This window comes from Paraburkholderia sp. SIMBA_030 (assembly GCF_046535245.1).
GTDB lineage: Bacteria > Pseudomonadota > Gammaproteobacteria > Burkholderiales > Burkholderiaceae > Paraburkholderia.
In genome coordinates, this window is sequence record NZ_JAWRXB010000003.1 from 147,621 (window position 1) to 167,169 (window position 19,549).

Annotated in this window: 17 protein-coding genes; 12 read left to right on the forward strand and 5 right to left on the reverse strand. The window is 61.5% G+C overall.

Going from position 1 to position 19,549, the window contains the following annotated elements; all coding sequences use genetic code 11:
* Nucleotides 1–70: 70 nt before the first annotated feature.
* On the reverse strand, nt 71–1,447 hold the full coding sequence (locus SB772_RS05980) for a reverse transcriptase family protein (RefSeq protein WP_410832633.1): 1,377 nt from the start codon (nt 1,445–1,447) through the stop codon (nt 71–73).
* A 664-nt stretch (nt 1,448–2,111) separates the two neighbouring features.
* On the opposite strand from SB772_RS05980, the gene SB772_RS05985 reads away from it, so the two are divergent.
* The 4 genes from SB772_RS05985 (at nt 2,112) to eutC (ending at nt 7,453) form a co-directional block, all read left to right on the forward strand.
* Nucleotides 2,112–3,227, forward strand: coding sequence for a Fic family protein (locus SB772_RS05985; RefSeq protein WP_410832367.1), 1,116 nt, complete (start codon nt 2,112–2,114; stop codon nt 3,225–3,227).
* A gap of 590 nt (nt 3,228–3,817) precedes the next feature.
* On the forward strand, nt 3,818–5,221 hold the full coding sequence (gene eat / locus SB772_RS05990; RefSeq protein ID WP_410832368.1) for an ethanolamine permease: 1,404 nt from the start codon (nt 3,818–3,820) through the stop codon (nt 5,219–5,221).
* Between the two features lie 43 nt (nt 5,222–5,264).
* Nucleotides 5,265–6,659 (forward strand): ethanolamine ammonia-lyase subunit EutB, encoded by a 1,395-nt coding sequence (locus SB772_RS05995; protein ID WP_410832369.1) that lies wholly within the window; start codon nt 5,265–5,267, stop codon nt 6,657–6,659.
* Complete coding sequence (gene eutC, locus SB772_RS06000; protein ID WP_410832370.1) at nt 6,656–7,453, forward strand: ethanolamine ammonia-lyase subunit EutC; 798 nt, start codon at nt 6,656–6,658, stop codon at nt 7,451–7,453. The genes SB772_RS05995 and eutC overlap by 4 nt, the downstream gene beginning before the upstream one ends.
* A gap of 4 nt (nt 7,454–7,457) precedes the next feature.
* Here eutC and SB772_RS06005 read toward each other — a convergent pair whose 3' ends face one another.
* On the reverse strand, nt 7,458–7,853 hold the full coding sequence (locus tag SB772_RS06005) for a DUF779 domain-containing protein (protein WP_410832371.1): 396 nt from the start codon (nt 7,851–7,853) through the stop codon (nt 7,458–7,460).
* Nucleotides 7,854–7,916: 63 nt separating this feature from the next.
* Nucleotides 7,917–9,437: an aldehyde dehydrogenase gene (gene adh / locus SB772_RS06010; protein ID WP_410832372.1), complete on the reverse strand. Its 1,521-nt coding sequence runs from the start codon at nt 9,435–9,437 to the stop codon at nt 7,917–7,919.
* Between the two features lie 325 nt (nt 9,438–9,762).
* Between adh and SB772_RS06015 the strand changes: the two genes are divergently transcribed.
* A complete protein-coding gene (locus tag SB772_RS06015; protein ID WP_410832373.1) occupies nt 9,763–10,806 on the forward strand; it encodes a helix-turn-helix domain-containing protein in 1,044 nt (347 codons plus the stop codon).
* Between the two features lie 33 nt (nt 10,807–10,839).
* On the opposite strand, the gene SB772_RS06020 is transcribed toward SB772_RS06015, so the two are convergent.
* Nucleotides 10,840–12,915: a heavy metal translocating P-type ATPase gene (locus tag SB772_RS06020; RefSeq protein ID WP_410832374.1), complete on the reverse strand. Its 2,076-nt coding sequence runs from the start codon at nt 12,913–12,915 to the stop codon at nt 10,840–10,842.
* Between the two features lie 108 nt (nt 12,916–13,023).
* Between SB772_RS06020 and SB772_RS06025 the strand changes: the two genes are divergently transcribed.
* From SB772_RS06025 to SB772_RS06055, 7 genes are all read left to right on the forward strand, one after another.
* A complete protein-coding gene (locus tag SB772_RS06025; RefSeq protein WP_410832375.1) occupies nt 13,024–13,209 on the forward strand; it encodes a hypothetical protein in 186 nt (61 codons plus the stop codon).
* Between the two features lie 49 nt (nt 13,210–13,258).
* Entirely contained in the window at nt 13,259–13,690 is a 432-nt protein-coding gene (gene cadR / locus SB772_RS06030) for a Cd(II)/Pb(II)-responsive transcriptional regulator (RefSeq protein ID WP_410832376.1), read from the forward strand.
* Between the two features lie 124 nt (nt 13,691–13,814).
* Complete coding sequence (locus tag SB772_RS06035; protein WP_410832377.1) at nt 13,815–14,015, forward strand: hypothetical protein; 201 nt, start codon at nt 13,815–13,817, stop codon at nt 14,013–14,015.
* 36 nt (nt 14,016–14,051) lie between these two features.
* The gene (gene dbpA / locus SB772_RS06040) at nt 14,052–15,452 is read left to right on the forward strand and encodes an ATP-dependent RNA helicase DbpA (RefSeq protein ID WP_410832378.1); all 1,401 of its coding nucleotides are present in this window, start codon (nt 14,052–14,054) and stop codon (nt 15,450–15,452) included.
* Between the two features lie 295 nt (nt 15,453–15,747).
* A complete protein-coding gene (locus SB772_RS06045) occupies nt 15,748–16,902 on the forward strand; it encodes a pyridoxal phosphate-dependent aminotransferase (protein ID WP_410832379.1) in 1,155 nt (384 codons plus the stop codon).
* A 96-nt stretch (nt 16,903–16,998) separates the two neighbouring features.
* Entirely contained in the window at nt 16,999–17,793 is a 795-nt protein-coding gene (locus SB772_RS06050; protein WP_410832380.1) for an ABC transporter substrate-binding protein, read from the forward strand.
* Between the two features lie 191 nt (nt 17,794–17,984).
* Nucleotides 17,985–18,830, forward strand: coding sequence for an AraC family transcriptional regulator (locus tag SB772_RS06055; RefSeq protein WP_410832381.1), 846 nt, complete (start codon nt 17,985–17,987; stop codon nt 18,828–18,830).
* 39 nt (nt 18,831–18,869) lie between these two features.
* Here the strand turns inward: SB772_RS06055 and SB772_RS06060 are convergent, their stop codons facing one another.
* Nucleotides 18,870–19,457, reverse strand: a complete 588-nt coding sequence (locus SB772_RS06060; protein ID WP_410832382.1) for a LysE family translocator — start codon at nt 19,455–19,457, stop codon at nt 18,870–18,872.
* Between the last annotated feature and the right edge of the window lie 92 nt (nt 19,458–19,549).

Consider the following 19,549-nt stretch of genomic DNA (forward strand, 5'->3'; position numbering starts at 1 on the left):
TAGCCGACGTTGTTGAGCGACGAGGGCGCGTGGACTTGAGGACTTGAGGACTCGTGGGCCCGGCTAGCGGCTACGGTTCGTGGCGTTGGTGCGTGAAATGCCGCGGTTGGACTTCGTCCCACTCGATCCGCTCAAAGATTCCCTTCAGTTTCGCGCCCCGCGACGCATTCAGCATCACCGCCTGCGCGACGCGGCCCGCCAGGTGCGCCTGAAAGTTGGCGTGGCCGTCGCGATTTTGCGAAGCCGGCCCGTGTCTCACGCAATTCGTGAGCACGGCTTTCAACGCATCGAACGCTGGCCGAGCGAGATTCGGATAGCGATTCACCACCACGCCGGCCAGATGTTGCCTCGCACCCCGTCGCATCATCCGCGTCTTCCGTAAATTGACCGAAAACCCTTCCTCGATCGCGATCGCCGCCACGCGAATCGACAGCCGCTCGGCGACCCGTGCGAGATCCTCACCACCCGAAAAAGCCAGGTCATCGGCATACCGCGTATAAGTTGCACCGAGAGAACGCGCGAGTCCGGCAAGCCTCAGGTCCAGCCGAAAAGCACACAAATTCGCCAACGCCGGCGAAGTCGGCGCCCCCTGCGGCAAATGACGGTTCCTGTACCGCTGCCGTTCCTGCCAATCGATCCTGTCCCGCACATCCAGCGCGAGCAGGCGGCCACTCGGCACGCGATTGGTACACAGTGCAGTTAGCGCCCGTGCAACTTCCAACGGATAACCAAAAGCACGTATCGCGGAGTAAACGCGCCCCGCATGCACAGATGCAAAGAAATCCGTCAAATCGAAGCGAATCACAACCGCTTTACCCGCATGAGGCGCCGCGAACGTAACCGTATTCCGCCCACGTCGAAAACCATGCACTGCATCGTGAGCAGGAACTCGATCGAGTAAGTCACGAAGCACTTTCCTCTGCAAAGCCCGCAAGCGCGATTTGGGCACTTCGATAATCCGACACCGGCCGTCGCGTTTTTCGATCGCCTTGTACGAATAGTGATGAAGCGGTGTCGCCGCACTCTGCGCCGGCACACGCCAGCGATCAGCAAACCAGTCCAGTTCGTCCGGCTCGATTCCCAACCACGCGGCCAGATCGCCCAGCGTCGGCAACTGCGGTAGCGCTACGTCATGCAACCAAGGCGGAGGCGGCCGCTGAAAAGGAGGCCGCGCCAACACACGAACAACCCTCGGCCGGTTCTCACCCCTCCAAGCCGAGACAAAACCCGTGGTCTCAGCAACAACCTTCGACAATTCTTTACTGCCGACGCTATCCCACGGTGCGCCGAATCGCTTTGCGACCCTGCGCACCAATCCATTCATCCAGTCCGCGCGTTCACCCAACACAAGCGTCATCCGCTCGACCATTGCGGCGGGCTCAGGCGGCCCGGCCAGCATGGCATCGGCGATCGCATAGGTGACGTGTTGCAGGGAAGATAAGGGCATAGAGCAAAGAGAGGGGCGGGGCGGCCAGTCAACGCGTCTTGTGCTGCGTGAGCCGGTTTGCGCAACGCGCAAGTGACGCTCATGCGACGAACTGCGGAGGTCATTCTGATCCACGGGGTAGCCCCGTAGTGCCTGGAACGTAATTTCCCGTACCTTGGCAAGCTTGACCGACCGTCCCGCGTGCCGAAGATAAGCGACGCGCCTAAGTGTTGTCAACGCCTTGGCAGTGCGAATTAATTTTGCAATAAGGCGTTGCCGAAGCGACTGTTTGATGCAGAAGGCACGGTAACCCACCGTCAACGATGTGCAGCGACAAAATCTGCAGTTGGCGAGGATACGGCCCCACCATCGCACAGACGGTATCCGACAAGTACGACAACGAATTCTGATTTGACATTGCCGCAGTTATTACGTGTTTTGCAGCGCCGCCTTGACCTGCCTGAAGCGGATCTTCTCCTGCTCCAGTCGTTGATTTCTTGCGCAAACGGTTGTCGCGCAGATCATCGGCTTTCGATGTTCCAGCATTTCAACCCATCCAGTCCGCTTGAAAAATCAGTCGCACGCGAGGGGCCTACGGCCCCGAGCGGCGAATGGCACCCTTATTCTCCGTTTATCTTGCGGAGAATAATTTGAATCTGCGGAGAAAATAGAGCATAATCTCCGCATGAATCGCGGAGATTGGTTATACATCTGGGAATCCCCCGAATGGCCGACATGGCGCTATGACTTGTCACGCCTTGCGGAGCCGCTTGCGGAAGTCTCCCGAGCCCAAGGTCTATTGCTGGGGCGTCTCGCCGATGTCGGCCTGGCGCTACGGGGCGAGGCCAGTCTTGCCGCGCTCACTGAGGACGTCGTCAAAACCAGCGAGATAGAGGGCGAACAGCTCAATGTCGCATCGGTGCGTTCGTCGATAGCACGCAGGCTCGGCGTCGACATTTGCGCACTCGCGCCAGTCGACCGCCATATCGAAGGCGTCGTTGAGATGGTGCTTGACGCCACCCAGCGATGTTCGGCCGAGGTGTCTCAGGAGCGTCTGTTCGCATGGCACGCCGCGCTTTTTCCAACGGGGTTCAGCGGCATGTCCCGGATCAGCGTTGCCAACTGGCGCGACGATTCCAAAGGCCCGATGCAGGTTGTTTCCGGTCCGATCGGCCGTCAGAAAGTCCACTTCGAGGCACCGCCCGCAGGGCGCCTCGATTTGGAAGCAGACCGTTTTCTCACCTGGCTGAATAGCGATTCGGCCGATCCGCAGGTACTCAAGGCAGGGCTTGCCCACCTCTGGTTCGTCACGCTGCATCCGTTCGACGATGGCAACGGCCGCATGGCAAGAGCCATCGGCGATTTGTTTCTGGCGCGTGCCGACGGCAGCCCCGAGCGATTCTACAGTTTGTCGGCACAGATCCAGCGTGAGCGGAATGACTATTACGACATTCTCGAGCGCACACAAAAAGGCACACTCGATGCCACCGAGTGGCTGGTATGGTTCCTCGGTGCTTTGCATCGCGCAGTCGATCAAGCCCAACTCACACTGAACGTCGTGTTGTCCAAGGCTCGCTTCTGGCGGCGCTGGGCGAGCACGCCGCTCAACGAGCGGCAAATCAAACTGGTCAGTCGCCTGCTCGACGGTTTTGAAGGCAAGCTGACCAGTACCAAGTGGGCTGCGATTGCGAAGTGTTCACCGGATACCGCGTTGCGCGACATCAGCGAACTGCTCGCATTAGGGGTGTTGAAAAAATCGGCAGCAGGAGGCCGCAGCACGTCGTACGAATTAGCGGATTGAGCGCGACATAAGCAACCCCACTTATCCACAACTCCCTCTGGATAACTTTTGTAAAAACCACCCGGCACACTGTGGACGAAACTTTGATAAAAGCGCGGCCCTACCAGGCCGCGCAAAAGTTTTCCCAGGCTCCGTGCCCCTGTCCGCGCGCGCTCCGCAGGGTTATCGATTCCGCAGACCTTTGATCCGTAAAAGAAGATTCAAGTTATCCACAGCCAGGCGCGCTGCTTGTTAACTATTACTACGTATACATATACAAAACTATAAAAACCAGAGAGGCAGTAGCGAACCGCGCTGCACAAACGAGCACATTGCAGGCCGCCAATCGAACAAACCGCCGAGCGCCTTGCCAACAGAAACTAGTGCGAACGAATGCGAACCAAAGTACCGCGTCCCCATTTACCAATCCCGCGAATTTCACGCCCCGAGCATCAGCACATTTAAGCGCTCGCTGACACACCCGCCGCCGAAAATTGCCGAATTTCGATAACACCTCGATTATTGGCTCACTACCATCGGCTGAAGCCTGTCCGCCCATGCCCCGCAAAACCTTGCGGCATAAAGCAAGCGGCAACATCAGGGAGCCCCCGATGAAATCAGAATCCAAAAGTCAGCACGTCGGCAAGGTCACGCATCACGAGTTGAAGCAGACGCTCGGCACGTGGCAACTGTGGGGAATCGCGGTCGGTCTCGTCATTTCGGGCGAGTACTTCGGCTGGAGCTACGGCTGGGCGAGCGCCGGCACGCTCGGCTTCGTTATCACGGCGGTGTTTATCGCGGCGATGTACACCACCTTCATCTTCAGTTTCACCGAACTCACCACGTCGATCCCGCATGCGGGCGGCCCGTTCGCCTACGCGCGCCACGCGTTCGGCCCGACCGGCGGCTATCTGGCTGGCGCGGCGACGCTCGTCGAATTCGTGTTCGCGCCACCGGCCATCGCGCTCGCAATCGGCGCGTATCTGCACGTGCAGTTTCCCGGCCTCGAACCGAAGCACGCGGCGATGGGCGCGTATCTGGTCTTCATGGCGCTGAATATCGTCGGCGTGCAGATCGCCGCGGCCTTCGAGTTGTGCGTGACGCTGCTCGCGATCTTCGAGCTGCTGGTGTTCATGGGCGTCGTCTCGCCGGGATTCCAGTGGTCCAACTTCACGAAGGGCGGCTGGGCGGGCGCGGACACCTTCAGCATGGGCTCGTTCCACGGCATGTTCGCGGCGATCCCGTTCGCGATCTGGTTCTTTCTCGCGATCGAAGGCGTCGCGATGGCCGCCGAGGAAGCGAAGAACCCGAAGCGCTCGATTCCGATCGCCTACGTCGCCGGCATTCTGACGCTGGTGGTGCTCGCCATCGGCGTGATGGTGTTTGCCGGCGCGGCGGGCGACTGGACCAAGCTGTCGAACATCAACGACCCGCTGCCGCAAGCGATGAAGTACATCGTCGGCGAGCATAGCGGCTGGATGCACATGCTGGTCTGGCTCGGCCTGTTTGGGCTCGTCGCGTCGTTTCACGGCATCATCCTCGGCTATTCGCGGCAAATTTTCGCGCTGGCCCGCGCGGGCTATCTGCCGGAGTGGCTCTCGAAGGTGCATCCGCGCTTCAAGACGCCGCATCGCGCGATTCTCGCGGGCGGTGTGGTCGGCATCGCCGCGATTTACAGCGATGAACTGATCCAGTTCGGCGGCCAGACGCTGACGGCGAACATCGTGACGATGTCCGTATTTGGCGCTATCGTGATGTATATCATCAGCATGTTGTCGCTGTTCAAGCTGCGCCGCTCGGACCCGAATATGGAGCGCCCGTTCCGTGCGCCGCTGTTTCCGTTCTTTCCGGCGTTCGCGCTGGTGGCCGCGGTGATTTGTCTGGCGACGATGGTCTACTTCAATTTTCTGGTGGCCATCGTGTTCGCTATCTTCCTCGCGCTGGGCTACGTCTACTTCCTGCTGACGCGCCATCAACGCGAAACGGCGCCGGCGGACGCTTTGCTCGAAGAATGACGGATCGAGCCGCTGCGTAAGCAGCGGCGATGGAGTCGTAAAGATGAGCTACACCGAGACAATCGGCAGCCGCACCTATCGTTTCGCCGACCTCAAAACGCTGCTGGCGAAGGCGAGTCCGCAGCGTTCGGGCGATCAGCTCGCGGGCGTCGCCGCGGCCAGCGAGGAAGAACGCGTCGCAGCCAAGATGGCGCTCGCCCAGGTGCCGCTGCGCACGTTCCTCAACGAAGCGCTAATCCCGTACGAAAGCGACGAAGTCACGCGCCTCGTGATCGACGATCACTCGCCACAAGCCTTCGCCGAGATCGCGCATCTGACGGTAGGCGACTTCCGAAACTGGCTGCTCAGCAGCACGACCGATGCCGACGCGCTCACGCGTATTACCGCCGGCCTTACGCCGGAGATGGTCGCGGCGGTGTCGAAGCTGATGCGCAATCAGGACCTGATCGCGGCGGCGCGCAAGCGTCCGGTGATCACGCGCTTTCGCAATACGGTCGGCTTGCCGGGCCACATGTCGGTGCGTCTGCAACCGAATCATCCGACCGACGACGTCAAAGGCATCGCCGCGTCGATGCTCGATGGTTTGATGTACGGCTGCGGCGACGCGATGATCGGCATCAACCCCGCCAGCGACAATCTCGCCGCGATCACCACGCTGCTCGTGATGATCGACGACTTCCGCCAGCGCTATCAGGTGCCGACGCAATCGTGCGTGCTGACCCACGTCACCAACACGATCGCCGCGATCGAAAAAGGCGCGCCGGTCGATCTGGTGTTTCAGTCGATTGCCGGTACGGAGAAAGCGAACGCAGGGTTCGGCATTTCGCTCGCGCTGTTGCAGGAGGCGTATGAAGCGGGCTTGTCGCTCAAACGCGGCACGGTCGGCAATAACCTGATGTATTTCGAAACCGGCCAGGGCAGCGCGTTGTCGGCCGATGCCCATCACGGCGTCGATCAACAGACCTGCGAAGTGCGCGCCTATGCGGTCGCGCGCAAGTTCAATCCGTTTCTGGTCAACACGGTGGTCGGTTTCATCGGACCGGAATATTTGTACGACGGCAAGCAGATCACCCGCGCGGGTCTCGAAGATCACTTCTGCGGCAAGCTGCTCGGCGTGCCGATGGGTTGCGACATCTGCTACACGAATCACGCCGAAGCCGATCAGGACGACATGGACAACCTGCTCACGCTGCTGGGCGTGGCGGGCATCAACTTCATCATGGGCATTCCGGGCGCGGACGACGTGATGCTCAACTATCAAAGCACGTCATTCCACGACGCGCTGTATATGCGCGACGTGCTCGGCTTGCGCCGCGCACCTGAATTCGAAGAATGGCTGGAGTCGATGCAGATCACCGACGCGCGCGGCGCATTGCTCAGCGCATCGACACAACAACCGCTGCTGGAAGGCGCGCGCGACTGGATGGGCATCGCATGAGCGACTTCCTCGAAAAAAATCCCTGGAACGCGCTGCGCCAGTTCACCAATGCGCGCATCGCGTTGGGACGCGCGGGCAGCAGTCTGCCGACTGCGCCGTTGCTGGCGTTCAACCTGTCGCATGCGCAAGCACGCGACGCGGTGCATCATCCGCTCGATACCGATGTGCTGCACGAACAGCTACGCGCGCAAAATTTCAGCACGGTCGACGTGCATAGCGCTGCGCCCGATCGCGAGCATTACTTGCGGCGTCCCGATCTCGGCAGACGCTTGTCGGAGGAGAGCCGTACAGCGCTCGCACAGGTTCCGGCCGATTCACCGGATGTGGTGTTCGTGATCGGCGACGGCCTGTCGGCGTTCGCCGCATCCAAGCAATCGATTCCGTTTTTGCAAGCTGTCTGTCCGAAACTCACGGATTGGAAAATCGGCCCGGTGGTGGTCGCGCGGCAGGCACGTGTTGCGCTCGGCGACGAAATCGGCGAGTTGTTAGGTGCGAAGCTGGTGGTGATGCTGATCGGCGAGCGGCCCGGGTTGAGTTCGCCCGATAGCCTCGGCATCTACCTGACGTACGCGCCGAAAGTGGGCTGTAGCGATGCGCAGCGCAACTGCATTTCGAACGTGCGGCCTGAAGGTTTGAACTACGCGTTGGCTGCGCACAAATTGCATTACCTGCTGACGCATGCACGGCGATTGGGACTCACCGGTGTCGGTCTTAAAGACGATAGCGACGCATTGCTGGCGAGTACGCCTTCCGTACCCGCAGTCAGCGACGATTCAAACCCAAGCGCCGCCTAAAAAATCACGCATCCGCCCGTTCCACCGGATGCGTTTCCAGCCACGCGTTCTCGTCGTCCTCGAAGAGTCGCGAGCGCGTCAAGAATCGCAATCCGCTGGGTCGTTCCAAAGAAAACATGCCGCCGTTGCCCGGCACCACGTCGATGATCAATTGCGTGTGCTGCCAATACTCGAACTGCGATTCGCTCATGTAGAACGGCACGCCGGCGATCGTCCCGAGCTTCACGTCGGATGAGCCGACCATGAATTCGGCTTGCGGAAACATCATCGGTGCGCTGCCGTCGCAACATCCGCCGGATTGGTGAAAGATCACGGCGCCATGCTCGGCACGCAGCGTCTCGATCAACGTCACAGCGGCAGGCGTCGCGATCACGCGTGCGACTTCCTTCTCGTCAGCCATCACATGCCCTCGCCGAAAAAAGCGGGCCGCACGACGCGGCCCGCCTGAACAGGATCGTTGTGCTTAGAAGAAACCGAGAGGCTTCTGGCTATAGCTGACGAGCAGGTTCTTGGTCTGCTGATAGTGATCGAGCATCATCTTGTGATTCTCGCGGCCAATGCCCGATTGCTTATAGCCACCGAAAGCCGCATGTGCCGGATACGCGTGATAGCAGTTGGTCCATACGCGGCCCGCCTGGATTTGCCGGCCGAAGCGATAAGCGCGCGTGCCGTCGCGCGTCCATACGCCGGCACCGAGACCGTAGAGCGTATCGTTGGCGATTTCCAGCGCTTCGTCTTCGGTCTTGAACGTCGTGACCGACACCACCGGCCCGAAGATTTCTTCCTGGAAGATGCGCATCTTGTTGTGGCCGCGGAACACGGTCGGCTTCACGTAGTAGCCTTTGCTCAGTTCGCCAGTGAGCGCATTGCGTTCGCCGCCGATCAGACACTCGGCGCCTTCCTGCTTGCCGAGATCGACATACGAGAGGATTTTTTCGAGCTGTTCCTGCGAGGCTTGCGCGCCGATCATCGTTTTCGTATCGAGCGGATGCCCCTGCGTGATCGCGGCAACACGCTTCAAAGCACGTTCCATGAAGCGGTCGTAGATCTTTTCATCGACCAGCACGCGCGACGGGCACGTGCACACTTCACCCTGATTCAGCGCGAACATCGCGAAGCCTTCGAGCGCCTTGTCGAAGTAACCGTCGTCCTGGTCCATCACGTCGGCGAAGAAAATGTTCGGGCTCTTGCCGCCGAGTTCGAGCGTCACCGGAATGATGTTCTGGCTCGCGTACTGCATGATCAGGCGGCCCGTGGTGGTCTCGCCGGTGAAGGCGATCTTCGCGATGCGTTTGCTCGATGCGAGCGGCTTGCCGGCTTCGAGGCCGAAACCGTTCACCACGTTCAGCACGCCCGGCGGCAGCAGGTCCTGAATCAATTCGAGCAGCACGAGTATCGATGCCGGCGTCTGCTCGGCAGGCTTCAGCACGATGCAATTCCCTGCGGCCAGTGCAGGTGCGAGTTTCCAAACCGCCATCAGGATCGGGAAATTCCACGGAATGATCTGGCCGACCACGCCGAGCGGTTCGTGAAAGTGATATGCGACTGTATCGTCGTCGATCTCGGAGATGGAGCCTTCCTGCGCGCGCACGGCGCCGGCGAAATAGCGGAAGTGATCGATCGCCAACGGAATGTCCGCGGCCATCGTTTCGCGCAACGGCTTGCCGTTGTCGATCGTTTCGGCCACCGCGAGTCGTTGCAGATTCGCTTCCATCCGGTCGGCGATGCGGTTCAGAATGTTGGCGCGGTCGGTGGTCGAGGTCTTGCCCCATGCGGCTTTCGCGCGATGGGCGGCGTCGAGCGCGAGTTCGATATCGGCCTCGCGTGAGCGCGGGATCGACGTGAACGGCTCGCCGGTGATCGGCGAGACATTGTCGAAGTACTCGCCTGCGACGGGCTTGACCCATTCACCGCCGATAAAATTCGCATACTGCTTTTTGTACGGGAATTCGGTACTCAGAAATTGCATCTCTGCATGATTCATCTGTGTGCTCCTCACATGTTGAATGGGCTGTATTCGGCGCGATATTTCGCTTGGCCGCGAGTGACTAGAGCCAGAAGTGTGCCAATGCACCGCGCTGGTGAGTTGCGCACGCGTGGCAGGCACTATTGCGACGCATCGCGCGATGCGCTGTTCAACCTGTTGCAGAATGAACGTCCTATTTCTGATCAGTGTGCGCAGCGTTGTTCATCAATTGAACAGCGCACGGGCGCTTGTCGAGCCTGCACGCTGTGAATGCGTTCGGCATGGGAATTGCCTTCTTTTCTTCCCGATATTCCGCTCATGTTCCTTTTTTTGCCGACCTGGTATGACGATCGAACTCCAAAGCGACAGCTTCACTGACCGGCCCGCAGTGCCGCAGCCGAGCTTTTGCGTGCACACCTGCGTCGCCCACGACGCCGACGAACAGGCGCGCAACCTTCACGGCTGGAGCCAGACCTATGACCAGTTGAGCGCCGGCCGCTTTGTCGGCGGGTTGACGGAGTTATGTCTCGATCACATGCAGGTGTTCGTCGAAACGACCAGCCACACGCTCAGGCAAACTTGCGAAGTGCAGGAGGACGCATACTGGTTCGGCATTCCCACTTGTCCGGAAGGCTCCGGGCGTATCGACGCGCAGGTGATCGCCGGCGATGCGCTCGCATGTCGTCCTGGCGGAATCGAATTCGAACTGCTGACGTCGTCGGGTTACGAGATTTTCGGCGTGGTGGTGAAAGGCGAAGTGTTGCGCCGTTATTCGGCCGAAGTGGAGCGCGTCGGTTTGGCGGATCAATTGCCGAATACGGAGGTCGTTTCGATCGGCATGGCGAGAAAGGAGCGGCTGTGCGCTTCGCTGCGGCAGCTTCTCGACGACGGCGCGGCGAGCGCCGCGCCGCTGTCCTCGTTCGCGCGCAACAATTTGCAGGCATCGGTGTTGGCGTCGCTATTCGACGTGGGCGCGTTGCCCGGCTCGGAGCAGGTCGCGATGCCTGTGCGTCCACGCCGTCAGTCGATCGTCTCGGAAGCGCGCGAATATGTGCTGGCGAATCGCGACCGCGCGGTCAATGTGCCGGAGTTGTGCGAACGGTTGCATGTGAGCCGGCGGACCTTGCAATACTGCTTTCAGGATGTGCTCGGCATGGCGCCCGCCACGTATCTGCGCATCATCCGGCTGAACGGCGCGCGCCGCGATCTATGCGGCGCGTGGCGCGAGTCGCGTTCGGTGCAGGATATTGCCGCGGCGTGGGGCTTCTGGCATCTGAGCCAGTTCGCCACCGATTATCGGAAGCTGTTCGGCATGCGGCCGTCGGATACGCTGAAGGCCGCCGCCAGCTCACGTGCCGAAGAACACGCCTATTCGTTCACGCATTAGCGCGCTGGCGCTTCGGCGTGACGCGGCCCGCGTTTATTGACGCAACAACCGCAAGCCGTTTGCCACTACCAGCAAGCTCGCGCCCACATCGGCGAACACCGCCATCCACATCGTGCCGAGGCCCATTAGCGTGAGCACGAAGAAAACGGACTTGATGCCCAGCGCCAACGTGATGTTCTGAACCAGTACGGAATGCGTCGCCTTCGAGAGCCGCACGAACAGCGAAATCTTGCGCAGGTCGTCGTCCATCAGCGCGACGTCGGCGGTTTCGATCGCGGTGTCGGTGCCCATCGCGCCCATCGCGAAGCCGATATCGGCGCGCGCGAGCGCCGGCGCGTCGTTGATGCCGTCGCCGACCATGCCGACCACGGTACCGTCCTTCGACCAGCTTGCCACCGCGTTCAGCTTGTCTTCCGGCAACAGATCGCCGCGCGTTTCGTCGATGCCGACCTGCTGCGCGATCGCTTCGGCCGTGTGCGTGTTGTCGCCGGTGAGCATCGCGGTACGCACGCCGAGGCGATGTAAATCGGCGATGGCGGCGCGGCTCGTGTCCTTCACCGTATCGGCGACGGCGAACAAGGCCAGCACGCGTTCGGCGTCCAGCAGCATCACGACCGTTTTGCCTTGCCGTTCGAGCGCGTCGAGACGTGCTTCCAGCGATGCTGAACAGCGGCCGAGTTCTTCGACCAGCCGATGATTGCCGAGCCAATACGGCGAGCCGTCGATGTCGCCGCGCACGCCGCGTCCCGTCAACGCTTCGAATCCATCGACTGTTGTCGTGCTCGCGACGCCTTCAGCTTTGGCCGCCGCCGCAATCGCCATCGACACCGGATGATCCGAGCGGCCCGCGAGACTCGCCGCGAGCGACCGGCAGCGGGCGGCATCGACATCGGCCAGCGATGCGAACTCCGTTTGCACGGGCTTGCCGTGCGTGATCGTGCCGGTTTTGTCGAGCGCGAGCCACGTCAGCTTGCGGCCCTGTTCGAGGTAGGTGCCACCTTTGATCAGAATGCCGTGGCGCGCGGCCGCGGCGAGGCCGCTGACGATCGTCACCGGCGTCGAGATCACCAACGCGCACGGACAGGCGATCACCAGCATCACCAGCGCCTTGTAGATCCACTCGTGCCACGGACCACTGAACAGCAGCGGCGGCAGCACCGCGACGGCGAGCGCGGTCGCGAACACGATCGGCGTATAGACGCGCGCGAACTGATCGACGAAGCGTTGCGTCGGCGCTTTGGTGCCTTGTGCTTCTTCGACTGCGTGGATGATGCGGGCGAGCGTCGTGTTGCTGGCCGCGGCCGTTACGCGATAGTCGAAGGAACCGGTCTGGTTGATCGTGCCGGCGAACACGGAGTCGCCAACGGTTTTGTCGACCGGCAGGCTTTCGCCGGTGATCGGCGCCTGGTCCACGCTCGAACGGCCCGCGACGATTTCGCCGTCGAGCGCGATGCGCTCACCCGGCTTCACGCGAACCAAAGCGCCGGGCGCGATCGATTTGAGCGCCGTCGAACGCCAGCTGCCGTCGGCTTGCTGCACGCTTGCCTGTTCTGGCGTCAGCTGCATCAGGCCTTTGATCGCGTTGCGGGCACGGTCGAGCGATTTCGCCTCGATCAACTCGGCGATCGTGAAGAGGACCATCACCATGGCGGCTTCCGGCCACTGGCGCAGGATCAGCGCGCCGGTTACCGCAATGCTCATCAGCGCGTTGATGTTGAGGTTGCCGTTGCGGATCGCGAGCCAGCCCTTCCGGTACGTCGTCAGGCCGCCGGAGACGATGGCGAGGATCGCCAGACCCGCAGCCAGCCAGATGGGCGCGCCGAGCCAACTGGCGGCCTCTGAGCCCACGGCCGCCAGGCCTGCCAGCGCCAGCGACCACGGCCTGGACGGCGCGTGAGGCGCGGCGGGCCCTGCATCTGCGTTTGGATTGGCGTCGGCGAGTTCAGGCGTGAAGTCGAGCGAGCGCAGCGCGGCGAGGATGGTGCCGAGCGCGTCGGGCGTGTGCACGACCGTCAGTACCCGCTGCATCAGGTTGAAATCCATGCTGCGCACGGCCGGCATGCGGCTGAATTTCTTGCGGATCAGCGCTTCTTCGGTCGGACAGTCCATCTGCATGATGCGGATGGCGGTGCGTACATCGCTGCCGACGCTTTCGGATTTCGGGAGTCGGCCCGGCATTGGCAAGACGGACGCGGGCGCGCAACAGGCGGCGTCGGCATGGCGATGAGCGTGTCCATGCGCTTGGGCATCGGCTTCGTGGCTGTGGTCGCAGGTTTCGCCATGACTGTGATTGTGAGCGCGCGCTTTATGCCCGTGGGCACAGGCTTCACCGTGTTCGTGACGTTCTGTTTCGGCATGGCTGGCGCGCGGCATGGTGGCTTCCTGGTTCGATTTGTGGTCTAGTAAACACCTTGAAGCCACTACAAGGTCAAGGCCGGAATCTGGAGGCGCCATGAAAATCGGCGAACTGGCGAAAATCGCCCATTGCACGACCGAAACCATCCGTTTCTACGAAAAAGAGGGCCTGTTGCCCGAAGCGGAGCGCACCGAGGCGAATTACCGCAGCTACACGGCGAAGCACGTCGAGCGGCTGCGTTTCATCCGGAATTGCCGTGCGCTCGACATGACCCATGACGAAATCCGTGCATTGCTGCGTCTGACCGACGCGCCGGCGGACGGCTGCGGCGGCATCAATGCATTGATCGACGAGCACATCGCGCATGTCGACGCGCGCATCGACGAACTGAAGCAACTGAAAGTGCAACTGACCACGTTGCGCGAGCAATGCCATGGCGAGCAGGCGGTCGAAGACTGCGGCATCGTTCAGGGCCTCACCGGTATGGAAGTGAGCGCAACGCGTGCACGGCATACGCATCTGGGCTAAAGCGCTTCATCCCGTAGCCATCGCGATGGTGACATCGGCAGCGTCCCCGGTAGTGATCCCATTCACGGCTGGGCCGCTCGTACGGCCCGCCCAATAAACAATCGAATCCAGTTGGAGAATCAACGTGTTTACCTGTAGAAACAAGTCCTGCGACGCGCAGTGGGAGCAGTCGGACGTCGTCATCAAGAACGAGGGCCAAGGGCTCCTGTTCCGTTGCCCGATGTGCGGCGCGCGCAATTACGTCGAACGTTTCGACGCGGACGATGGCTCGGTGCTTTACGAGCAGATCGAAGGCCGTCCCACCCTTGGCCCCGTGGCCGATTAGTCCTCAGCCTTCAGCCTTTAGCGAGCCATCGAGAATATGAACAGTCCCACCACAGCCGGCGCGCCGTTCAGCGAGCTGCCGTTACCGCCCGCGACGCTCGCCAATCTGACGCAGCTCGGCTACGTCGAGATGACGCCGATCCAGGCCGCCAGCTTGCCGATCGCATTGGCCGGCCACGATCTGATCGCCCAGGCGAAAACCGGCAGCGGCAAGACCGCGGCGTTTTCGCTGGCGCTGCTCGCGCGTCTCGACGTACGCAACTTCGCCGTGCAGGCGATGGTGCTGTGCCCGACGCGCGAACTCGCCGACCAGGTCACGCAGGAAATCCGGCGCCTTGCGCGCGCGGAAGAAAACATCAAGGTGCTGACGCTGTGCGGCGGCACGCCGATGCGTCCGCAGACCGCCAGCCTCGAACACGGCGCGCATATCGTGGTCGGCACGCCGGGCCGGATCATGGATCACCTCGAACGCGGCAGCTTGCCGTTGCAGGCGCTCAACACGCTGGTGCTCGACGAAGCCGACCGCATGCTCGACATGGGTTTCTTCGACGATATCGCCACGGTCGTGCGGCAATGTCCGAAAGAGCGCCAGACGCTGCTGTTCTCCGCGACCTACCCCGAAGGCATCGTCAAACTCAGCCAGCAATTCCTGCGCAATCCGAAGGAAGTGAAGCTCGCCGAGCGGCACGACAACACCAAGATCCGCCAGCGCTTCTATGAAGTGACCGAGGATGAGCGTCTGCATGCGGTCGGTATGCTCCTGAATCACTATCGACCGGTGAGCACGCTGGCGTTTTGCAACACCAAGCAGCAATGCCGCGATCTGCTCGACGTGCTGCGCGCGCAAGGTTTTCATGCGCTTGCGTTGCATGGCGAACTCGATCAGCGTGAACGCGATCAGGTGCTGATCCAGTTCGCGAACCGTAGCTGCTCGGTGCTGGTCGCCACCGACGTCGCCGCGCGCGGCCTCGACATTGCGCAGCTCGAAGCGGTGATCAACGTCGACGTGACGCCGGATCCGGAAGTGCACGTGCACCGCATCGGCCGCACCGGTCGCGCCGATCAGGAAGGCTGGGCGCTGAGCCTCGCGAGCATGAACGAGATGGGCCGCGTGGGCAGCCTCGAACAGGCGCACAAGCGTGACGTCGAGTGGCACAAGCTGGCGGATCTGAAGCCCGCCAGCAACGAGCCGCTGCTGCCGCCGATGGAAACGCTGCAGATACTCGGCGGCCGCAAGGAAAAGATCCGCCCCGGCGACGTGCTCGGCGCGCTGACCGGCGAGGCGGGTTTCGCCGGTTCGCAGATCGGCAAGATCAACGTGACCGAAATGTCGACCTATGTGGCCGTGGAGCGCAGTGTCGCGCGTGACGCGTTGCGCAAGCTCAGCGCCGGCAAGGTAAAGGGCAAGAAGGTGAAAGTCCGCTTGATGGATGAGTAATTCCGCTTCAAACGGCTGTGATCGCCCGGTCGCAGCCGTCCGCATTCATCACATTACGTCATACCTCTGCCGTTTTCCGCGTTCTCCGCGCGGCCTCATCTCTTCCCTCAAAGCCCCGATTTCATTGGCTCAGCCCGCGCCGGCGCGGCATGGCGCCAGCCATGACGTAAACGCATGCCGCGCATGACAAAGTTTCGATTGTGACGGTTCTTTGGCTGATGCCTAATCATCGAACCGGATGGGGCCGCCGCGCAGCTGGCTGTCCGCGAATCCGCTGCCCGATGGAGAACGCCTTATGCAGAGCGCCTTGCAAGCCCGCTCGAAACTGCCTGACGTAGGCACGACGATTTTTACCGTGATCGGTCAATTGGCCGCGCAATACGACGCATTGAACCTGTCGCAAGGCGCGCCGAATTTTGCGCCGGATGCGAAGCTGATCGACGGCGTCGCGCAAGCCATGCGCGCCGGCCACAACCAGTATGCCCCGATGGCCGGCATCGGCGCGCTGCGCGACGCGCTCGCCGACAAGGTGGAGACGCTATACGGCGTGCGTTACGACCCGGCCAGTGAAGTAACCGTGATCGCCAGCGCCAGCGAAGGTCTGTACTCGACGATCAGCGCGCTGGTGCATCCCGGCGACGAAGTGATCTACTTCGAGCCTTCGTTCGACAGCTACGGGCCGATCGTGCGTCTGCAAGGCGCGAAGCCCATTCCGATCAAACTGTCGCTTGCCGATTTTCGCGTGGACTGGGACGAGGTCGCCGCCGCGATCACGCCGAAGACGCGCATGATCATCGTCAATACGCCGCACAATCCGACCGCGACCACGTTCAGCGAGGCCGATGTCGCCCGGCTGAAGGCCATCACGCGCAACACCGATATCGTGATCCTCGCCGACGAAGTCTACGAACATGTGGTGTTCGACGGCGCCAAGCATCAAAGCATGGCCTGCGACGCCGAACTCGCGGCGCGCAGCGTGATCGTGTCGTCGTTCGGCAAGTCGTATCACGTCACCGGTTGGCGTGTCGGCTATTGCCTCGCGCCCGCCGCGCTGATGGACGAGATCCGCAAGGTCCACCAGTTCATGGTGTTTTCCGCCGATACGCCGATGCAATACGCGTTCGTCGACGCGCTCGCGAATCGCGAAAGCTATCTTGGCCTGTCCGCGTTCTATCAGAAGAAGCGCGATCTGCTGGCGCATGCGCTGCGCGAGTCGCGCTTCGAGTTGCTGCCGAGCGAAGGCAGCTTTTTCATGCTGGCGCGCTTTCGCGGCTTTTCCGATGAAAGCGACAGCGATTTCGTGCTGCGCCTGATTCGCGATGCGCGCGTCGCGACGATTCCGCTGTCGGCGTTTTATACCGACGGCACGGATTCGGGTTTGATCCGCCTGAGCTTCTCGAAGGACGACGCGACGCTGATCGAAGGCGCACGGCGTTTGTGCGAAATCTGATCGGCGCGGCACGAGCCGGCGGCCTTTTTTGGACGCAGTATGATCGTCGCGCTGCGTGCTCGCCGTCACAATGAATTCAAGGGAAAGGGACCTGTTATGAAGTTGCTCAAACCTCTACTGGCGCTGGCTTGCGCATTGGCATCGGTGGCAGCGTCGTCTGCCGCCATTGCCGCCGATACATCGACTTTGCGTTTCGGACTCGAAGCGCAGTACCCACCGTTCGAATCGAAAGGGCCGAACGGTGAGCTGCAAGGCCTCGATATCGATGTCGGCAATGCCGTCTGCGCCGCGGCGCATTTGACGTGCAAGTGGGTCGAAACGTCGTTCGACGGTTTGATTCCCGCGTTGCAGGGCCGCAAGTTCGACGCCATCAATTCGGCGATGAACGCGACCGAGCAGCGCCGTCAGGCGATCGATTTCACCACCGTCGTGTATCGCGTGCCGACGCAGCTGATCGCGAAGCGTGACAGCGGTCTGCTGCCGACCCCCGCATCGTTGAAGGGCAAACGCGTTGGCGTGTTGCAGGCGTCGATTCAGGAGACTTTCGCGAAGGCGCATTGGGAAGCCGGGGGCGTCACCGTCGTGCCGTATCAGGATCAGAACCAGGTCTATACGGATCTCGTCGCGGGTCGTTTGGACGCGACGCTGGTTCTGGCGCCGGCAGGAGAGACGGGTTTTCTGTCGAAACCTAACGGCAAGGATTACGCTTTCGTCGGCCAGCCGGTGCGCGACGACAAGATCCTCGGCAGCGGTATTGCATACGGCATTCGCAAGGGCGATACCGCACTGCGCGATCAGTTGAATGCGGCGATCGCGAAGGTCCAGGCCGACGGTACGGTGAAGACGCTGGCGGCGAAGTATCTGGGCAATATCGATGTGACGCCGAAGTAATGTAAAGGGGCGTGGTTCACGGCACTACGCCGCATCACGTCGCGCCTCTTGCGGAACACTTCGGATTTTCGCCGCCGTTCTTTTCGTCAGGCAACGAAGGGGATTTCCCGCTATTCTTTCGTGACACGGTGGCCGATGCATTGAGTTCGGCAGCCGAGCCCTGTGTCATATGAATAATCGGGAAACGCACAATGAGTGAGGTGACGCAGCAAGCGGTTTTCGCACGAAGCGGCGCGGCGCCTCAGTTCTGGCGCGACGAGACGTTGCCGTTTCTCGAAGCCCGCTCGATTGAAGATGGCCGCGAGCTTTGCTACGCCAAACACTCGCACGAAACGTTTTCGATCGGCGCCGTGACCGGCGGGCGCAGCGTGTATGTAAACCGCAGCGCGCGTGAGTGGGTCGGGGCCGGCGCGGTCGTCATGATGAACCCGGACGACGCGCACGCCTGTAATCCGGTTGCCGACGAACGCTGGTCGTATCGGATGCTGCATGTCGATGCTGCATGGCTTGCGGGGCTGCAGCACGACTTGGGATTCAGTGGCAACCATGCGTTCCGCGCGTTTTCGCAGACCATGACGACGGAGCCCGCTTTGTTTGACGGGTTGAACTGTCTGTACGCGATTCTCGTCGACGGCAACGCCGATGTCATGCGCAAGGAAAGCGCCGCCGTCACATTCTTTTCCGAAGTCCAGCAAACCCTCAATCCGGCGCCTTTGCCGGATAACGACGCCAGCCGCCAACTCACGCGCGCTGCTGAATTTATCGCCGAAAACTGCACGCGTCCGCTGAAGCTGGAGGATGTCTGCGAGGCGGCCGATCTGTCCGCCTCGCATCTGATTCGCGCGTTCAAAAAGCGCTACGGCATGACGCCGCATGCGTATCTGATCAATCGGCGCATTCAGTACAGCCGCGCGCAACTCAGGCGTGGCCGTCTGATTGCGGACGTTGCTCTGGATGCCGGCTTTGCCGATCAGGCGCATTTGCAGCGGACCTTCAAACGGCTGGTCGCGGCGACGCCGGGGCAGTATCGCGGTTGAGGCGAACGGCGCGTCTGGAAGTGCGCTCTGCCGTGCGGGTCACGCTATTAGCAGATACAGCGCGCTAGCGGCGAGCAAAGCCGCCATCACACGATTGAATAGCCTCACGCGCTTCGGTTCCTGCAAGTACCGACGCAGGAACGTACCGGCATACGCCCAGCTGGCAATCGACGCATAGCAAATCACGAAGTACACGACGGTGAACTGCCAGACGAGCCTGCCGTCGCCGTCGGCTGCGTAGGCGCTCATGCCCGCCAGCGACGCGAGCCATGCTTTCGGGTTGAGCCATTGCATGGCGGCGCCATATGCGAAGGACGGCCCTCGGACGGGCTTGTCGGCGCCGAGCTTGCCGTCATCGACGGCGAGTTTATAGGCCATGTAAAGCAGGAAACCGACGCCGGCCCATTGGACGACTGTGATCAGGTTGGGGAAACGAGCGAGCAGTTCGTGCAGACCCAGACCGATGAGCAGAAGCAGCAGCGTGAAGCCGACGGTCGCCCCGGTGACATGCCGCATGCTCGCGGCGAGTCCGTGCTGGGCGCCGGCGCTGAGCGCAACGACATTGACTGGGCCGGGTGAGATCGACGAGGCCAACGCAAAGGCGGCCATGGAAAGTAATACGGTCATCTGATGCCTCGATACGTGGGTGCGCAGGATTTGCGACGGTCAACGGTATCGGGCGGCGGGGTGGGGTGTATTGAAGGAAATTGCTCTTTCGC

Excerpts from the sequence above, each read along its gene's own strand:
- SB772_RS05980 (WP_410832633.1), bottom strand. The coding sequence starts at position 1,447 with ATGCCCTTATCTTCCCTGCAACACGTCACCTATGCGATCGCCGATGCC.
- SB772_RS05985 (WP_410832367.1), top strand. The coding sequence starts at position 2,112 with ATGAATCGCGGAGATTGGTTATACATCTGGGAATCCCCCGAATGGCCG.
- eat (WP_410832368.1), top strand. The coding sequence starts at position 3,818 with ATGAAATCAGAATCCAAAAGTCAGCACGTCGGCAAGGTCACGCATCAC.
- SB772_RS05995 (WP_410832369.1), top strand. The coding sequence starts at position 5,265 with ATGAGCTACACCGAGACAATCGGCAGCCGCACCTATCGTTTCGCCGAC.
- eutC (WP_410832370.1), top strand. The coding sequence starts at position 6,656 with ATGAGCGACTTCCTCGAAAAAAATCCCTGGAACGCGCTGCGCCAGTTC.
- SB772_RS06005 (WP_410832371.1), bottom strand. The coding sequence starts at position 7,853 with ATGGCTGACGAGAAGGAAGTCGCACGCGTGATCGCGACGCCTGCCGCT.
- adh (WP_410832372.1), bottom strand. The coding sequence starts at position 9,437 with ATGAATCATGCAGAGATGCAATTTCTGAGTACCGAATTCCCGTACAAA.
- SB772_RS06015 (WP_410832373.1), top strand. The coding sequence starts at position 9,763 with ATGACGATCGAACTCCAAAGCGACAGCTTCACTGACCGGCCCGCAGTG.
- SB772_RS06020 (WP_410832374.1), bottom strand. The coding sequence starts at position 12,915 with ATGGACTGTCCGACCGAAGAAGCGCTGATCCGCAAGAAATTCAGCCGC.
- SB772_RS06025 (WP_410832375.1), top strand. The coding sequence starts at position 13,024 with ATGGCGATGAGCGTGTCCATGCGCTTGGGCATCGGCTTCGTGGCTGTG.
- cadR (WP_410832376.1), top strand. The coding sequence starts at position 13,259 with ATGAAAATCGGCGAACTGGCGAAAATCGCCCATTGCACGACCGAAACC.
- dbpA (WP_410832378.1), top strand. The coding sequence starts at position 14,052 with ATGAACAGTCCCACCACAGCCGGCGCGCCGTTCAGCGAGCTGCCGTTA.
- SB772_RS06045 (WP_410832379.1), top strand. The coding sequence starts at position 15,748 with ATGCAGAGCGCCTTGCAAGCCCGCTCGAAACTGCCTGACGTAGGCACG.
- SB772_RS06050 (WP_410832380.1), top strand. The coding sequence starts at position 16,999 with ATGAAGTTGCTCAAACCTCTACTGGCGCTGGCTTGCGCATTGGCATCG.
- SB772_RS06055 (WP_410832381.1), top strand. The coding sequence starts at position 17,985 with ATGAGTGAGGTGACGCAGCAAGCGGTTTTCGCACGAAGCGGCGCGGCG.
- SB772_RS06060 (WP_410832382.1), bottom strand. The coding sequence starts at position 19,457 with ATGACCGTATTACTTTCCATGGCCGCCTTTGCGTTGGCCTCGTCGATC.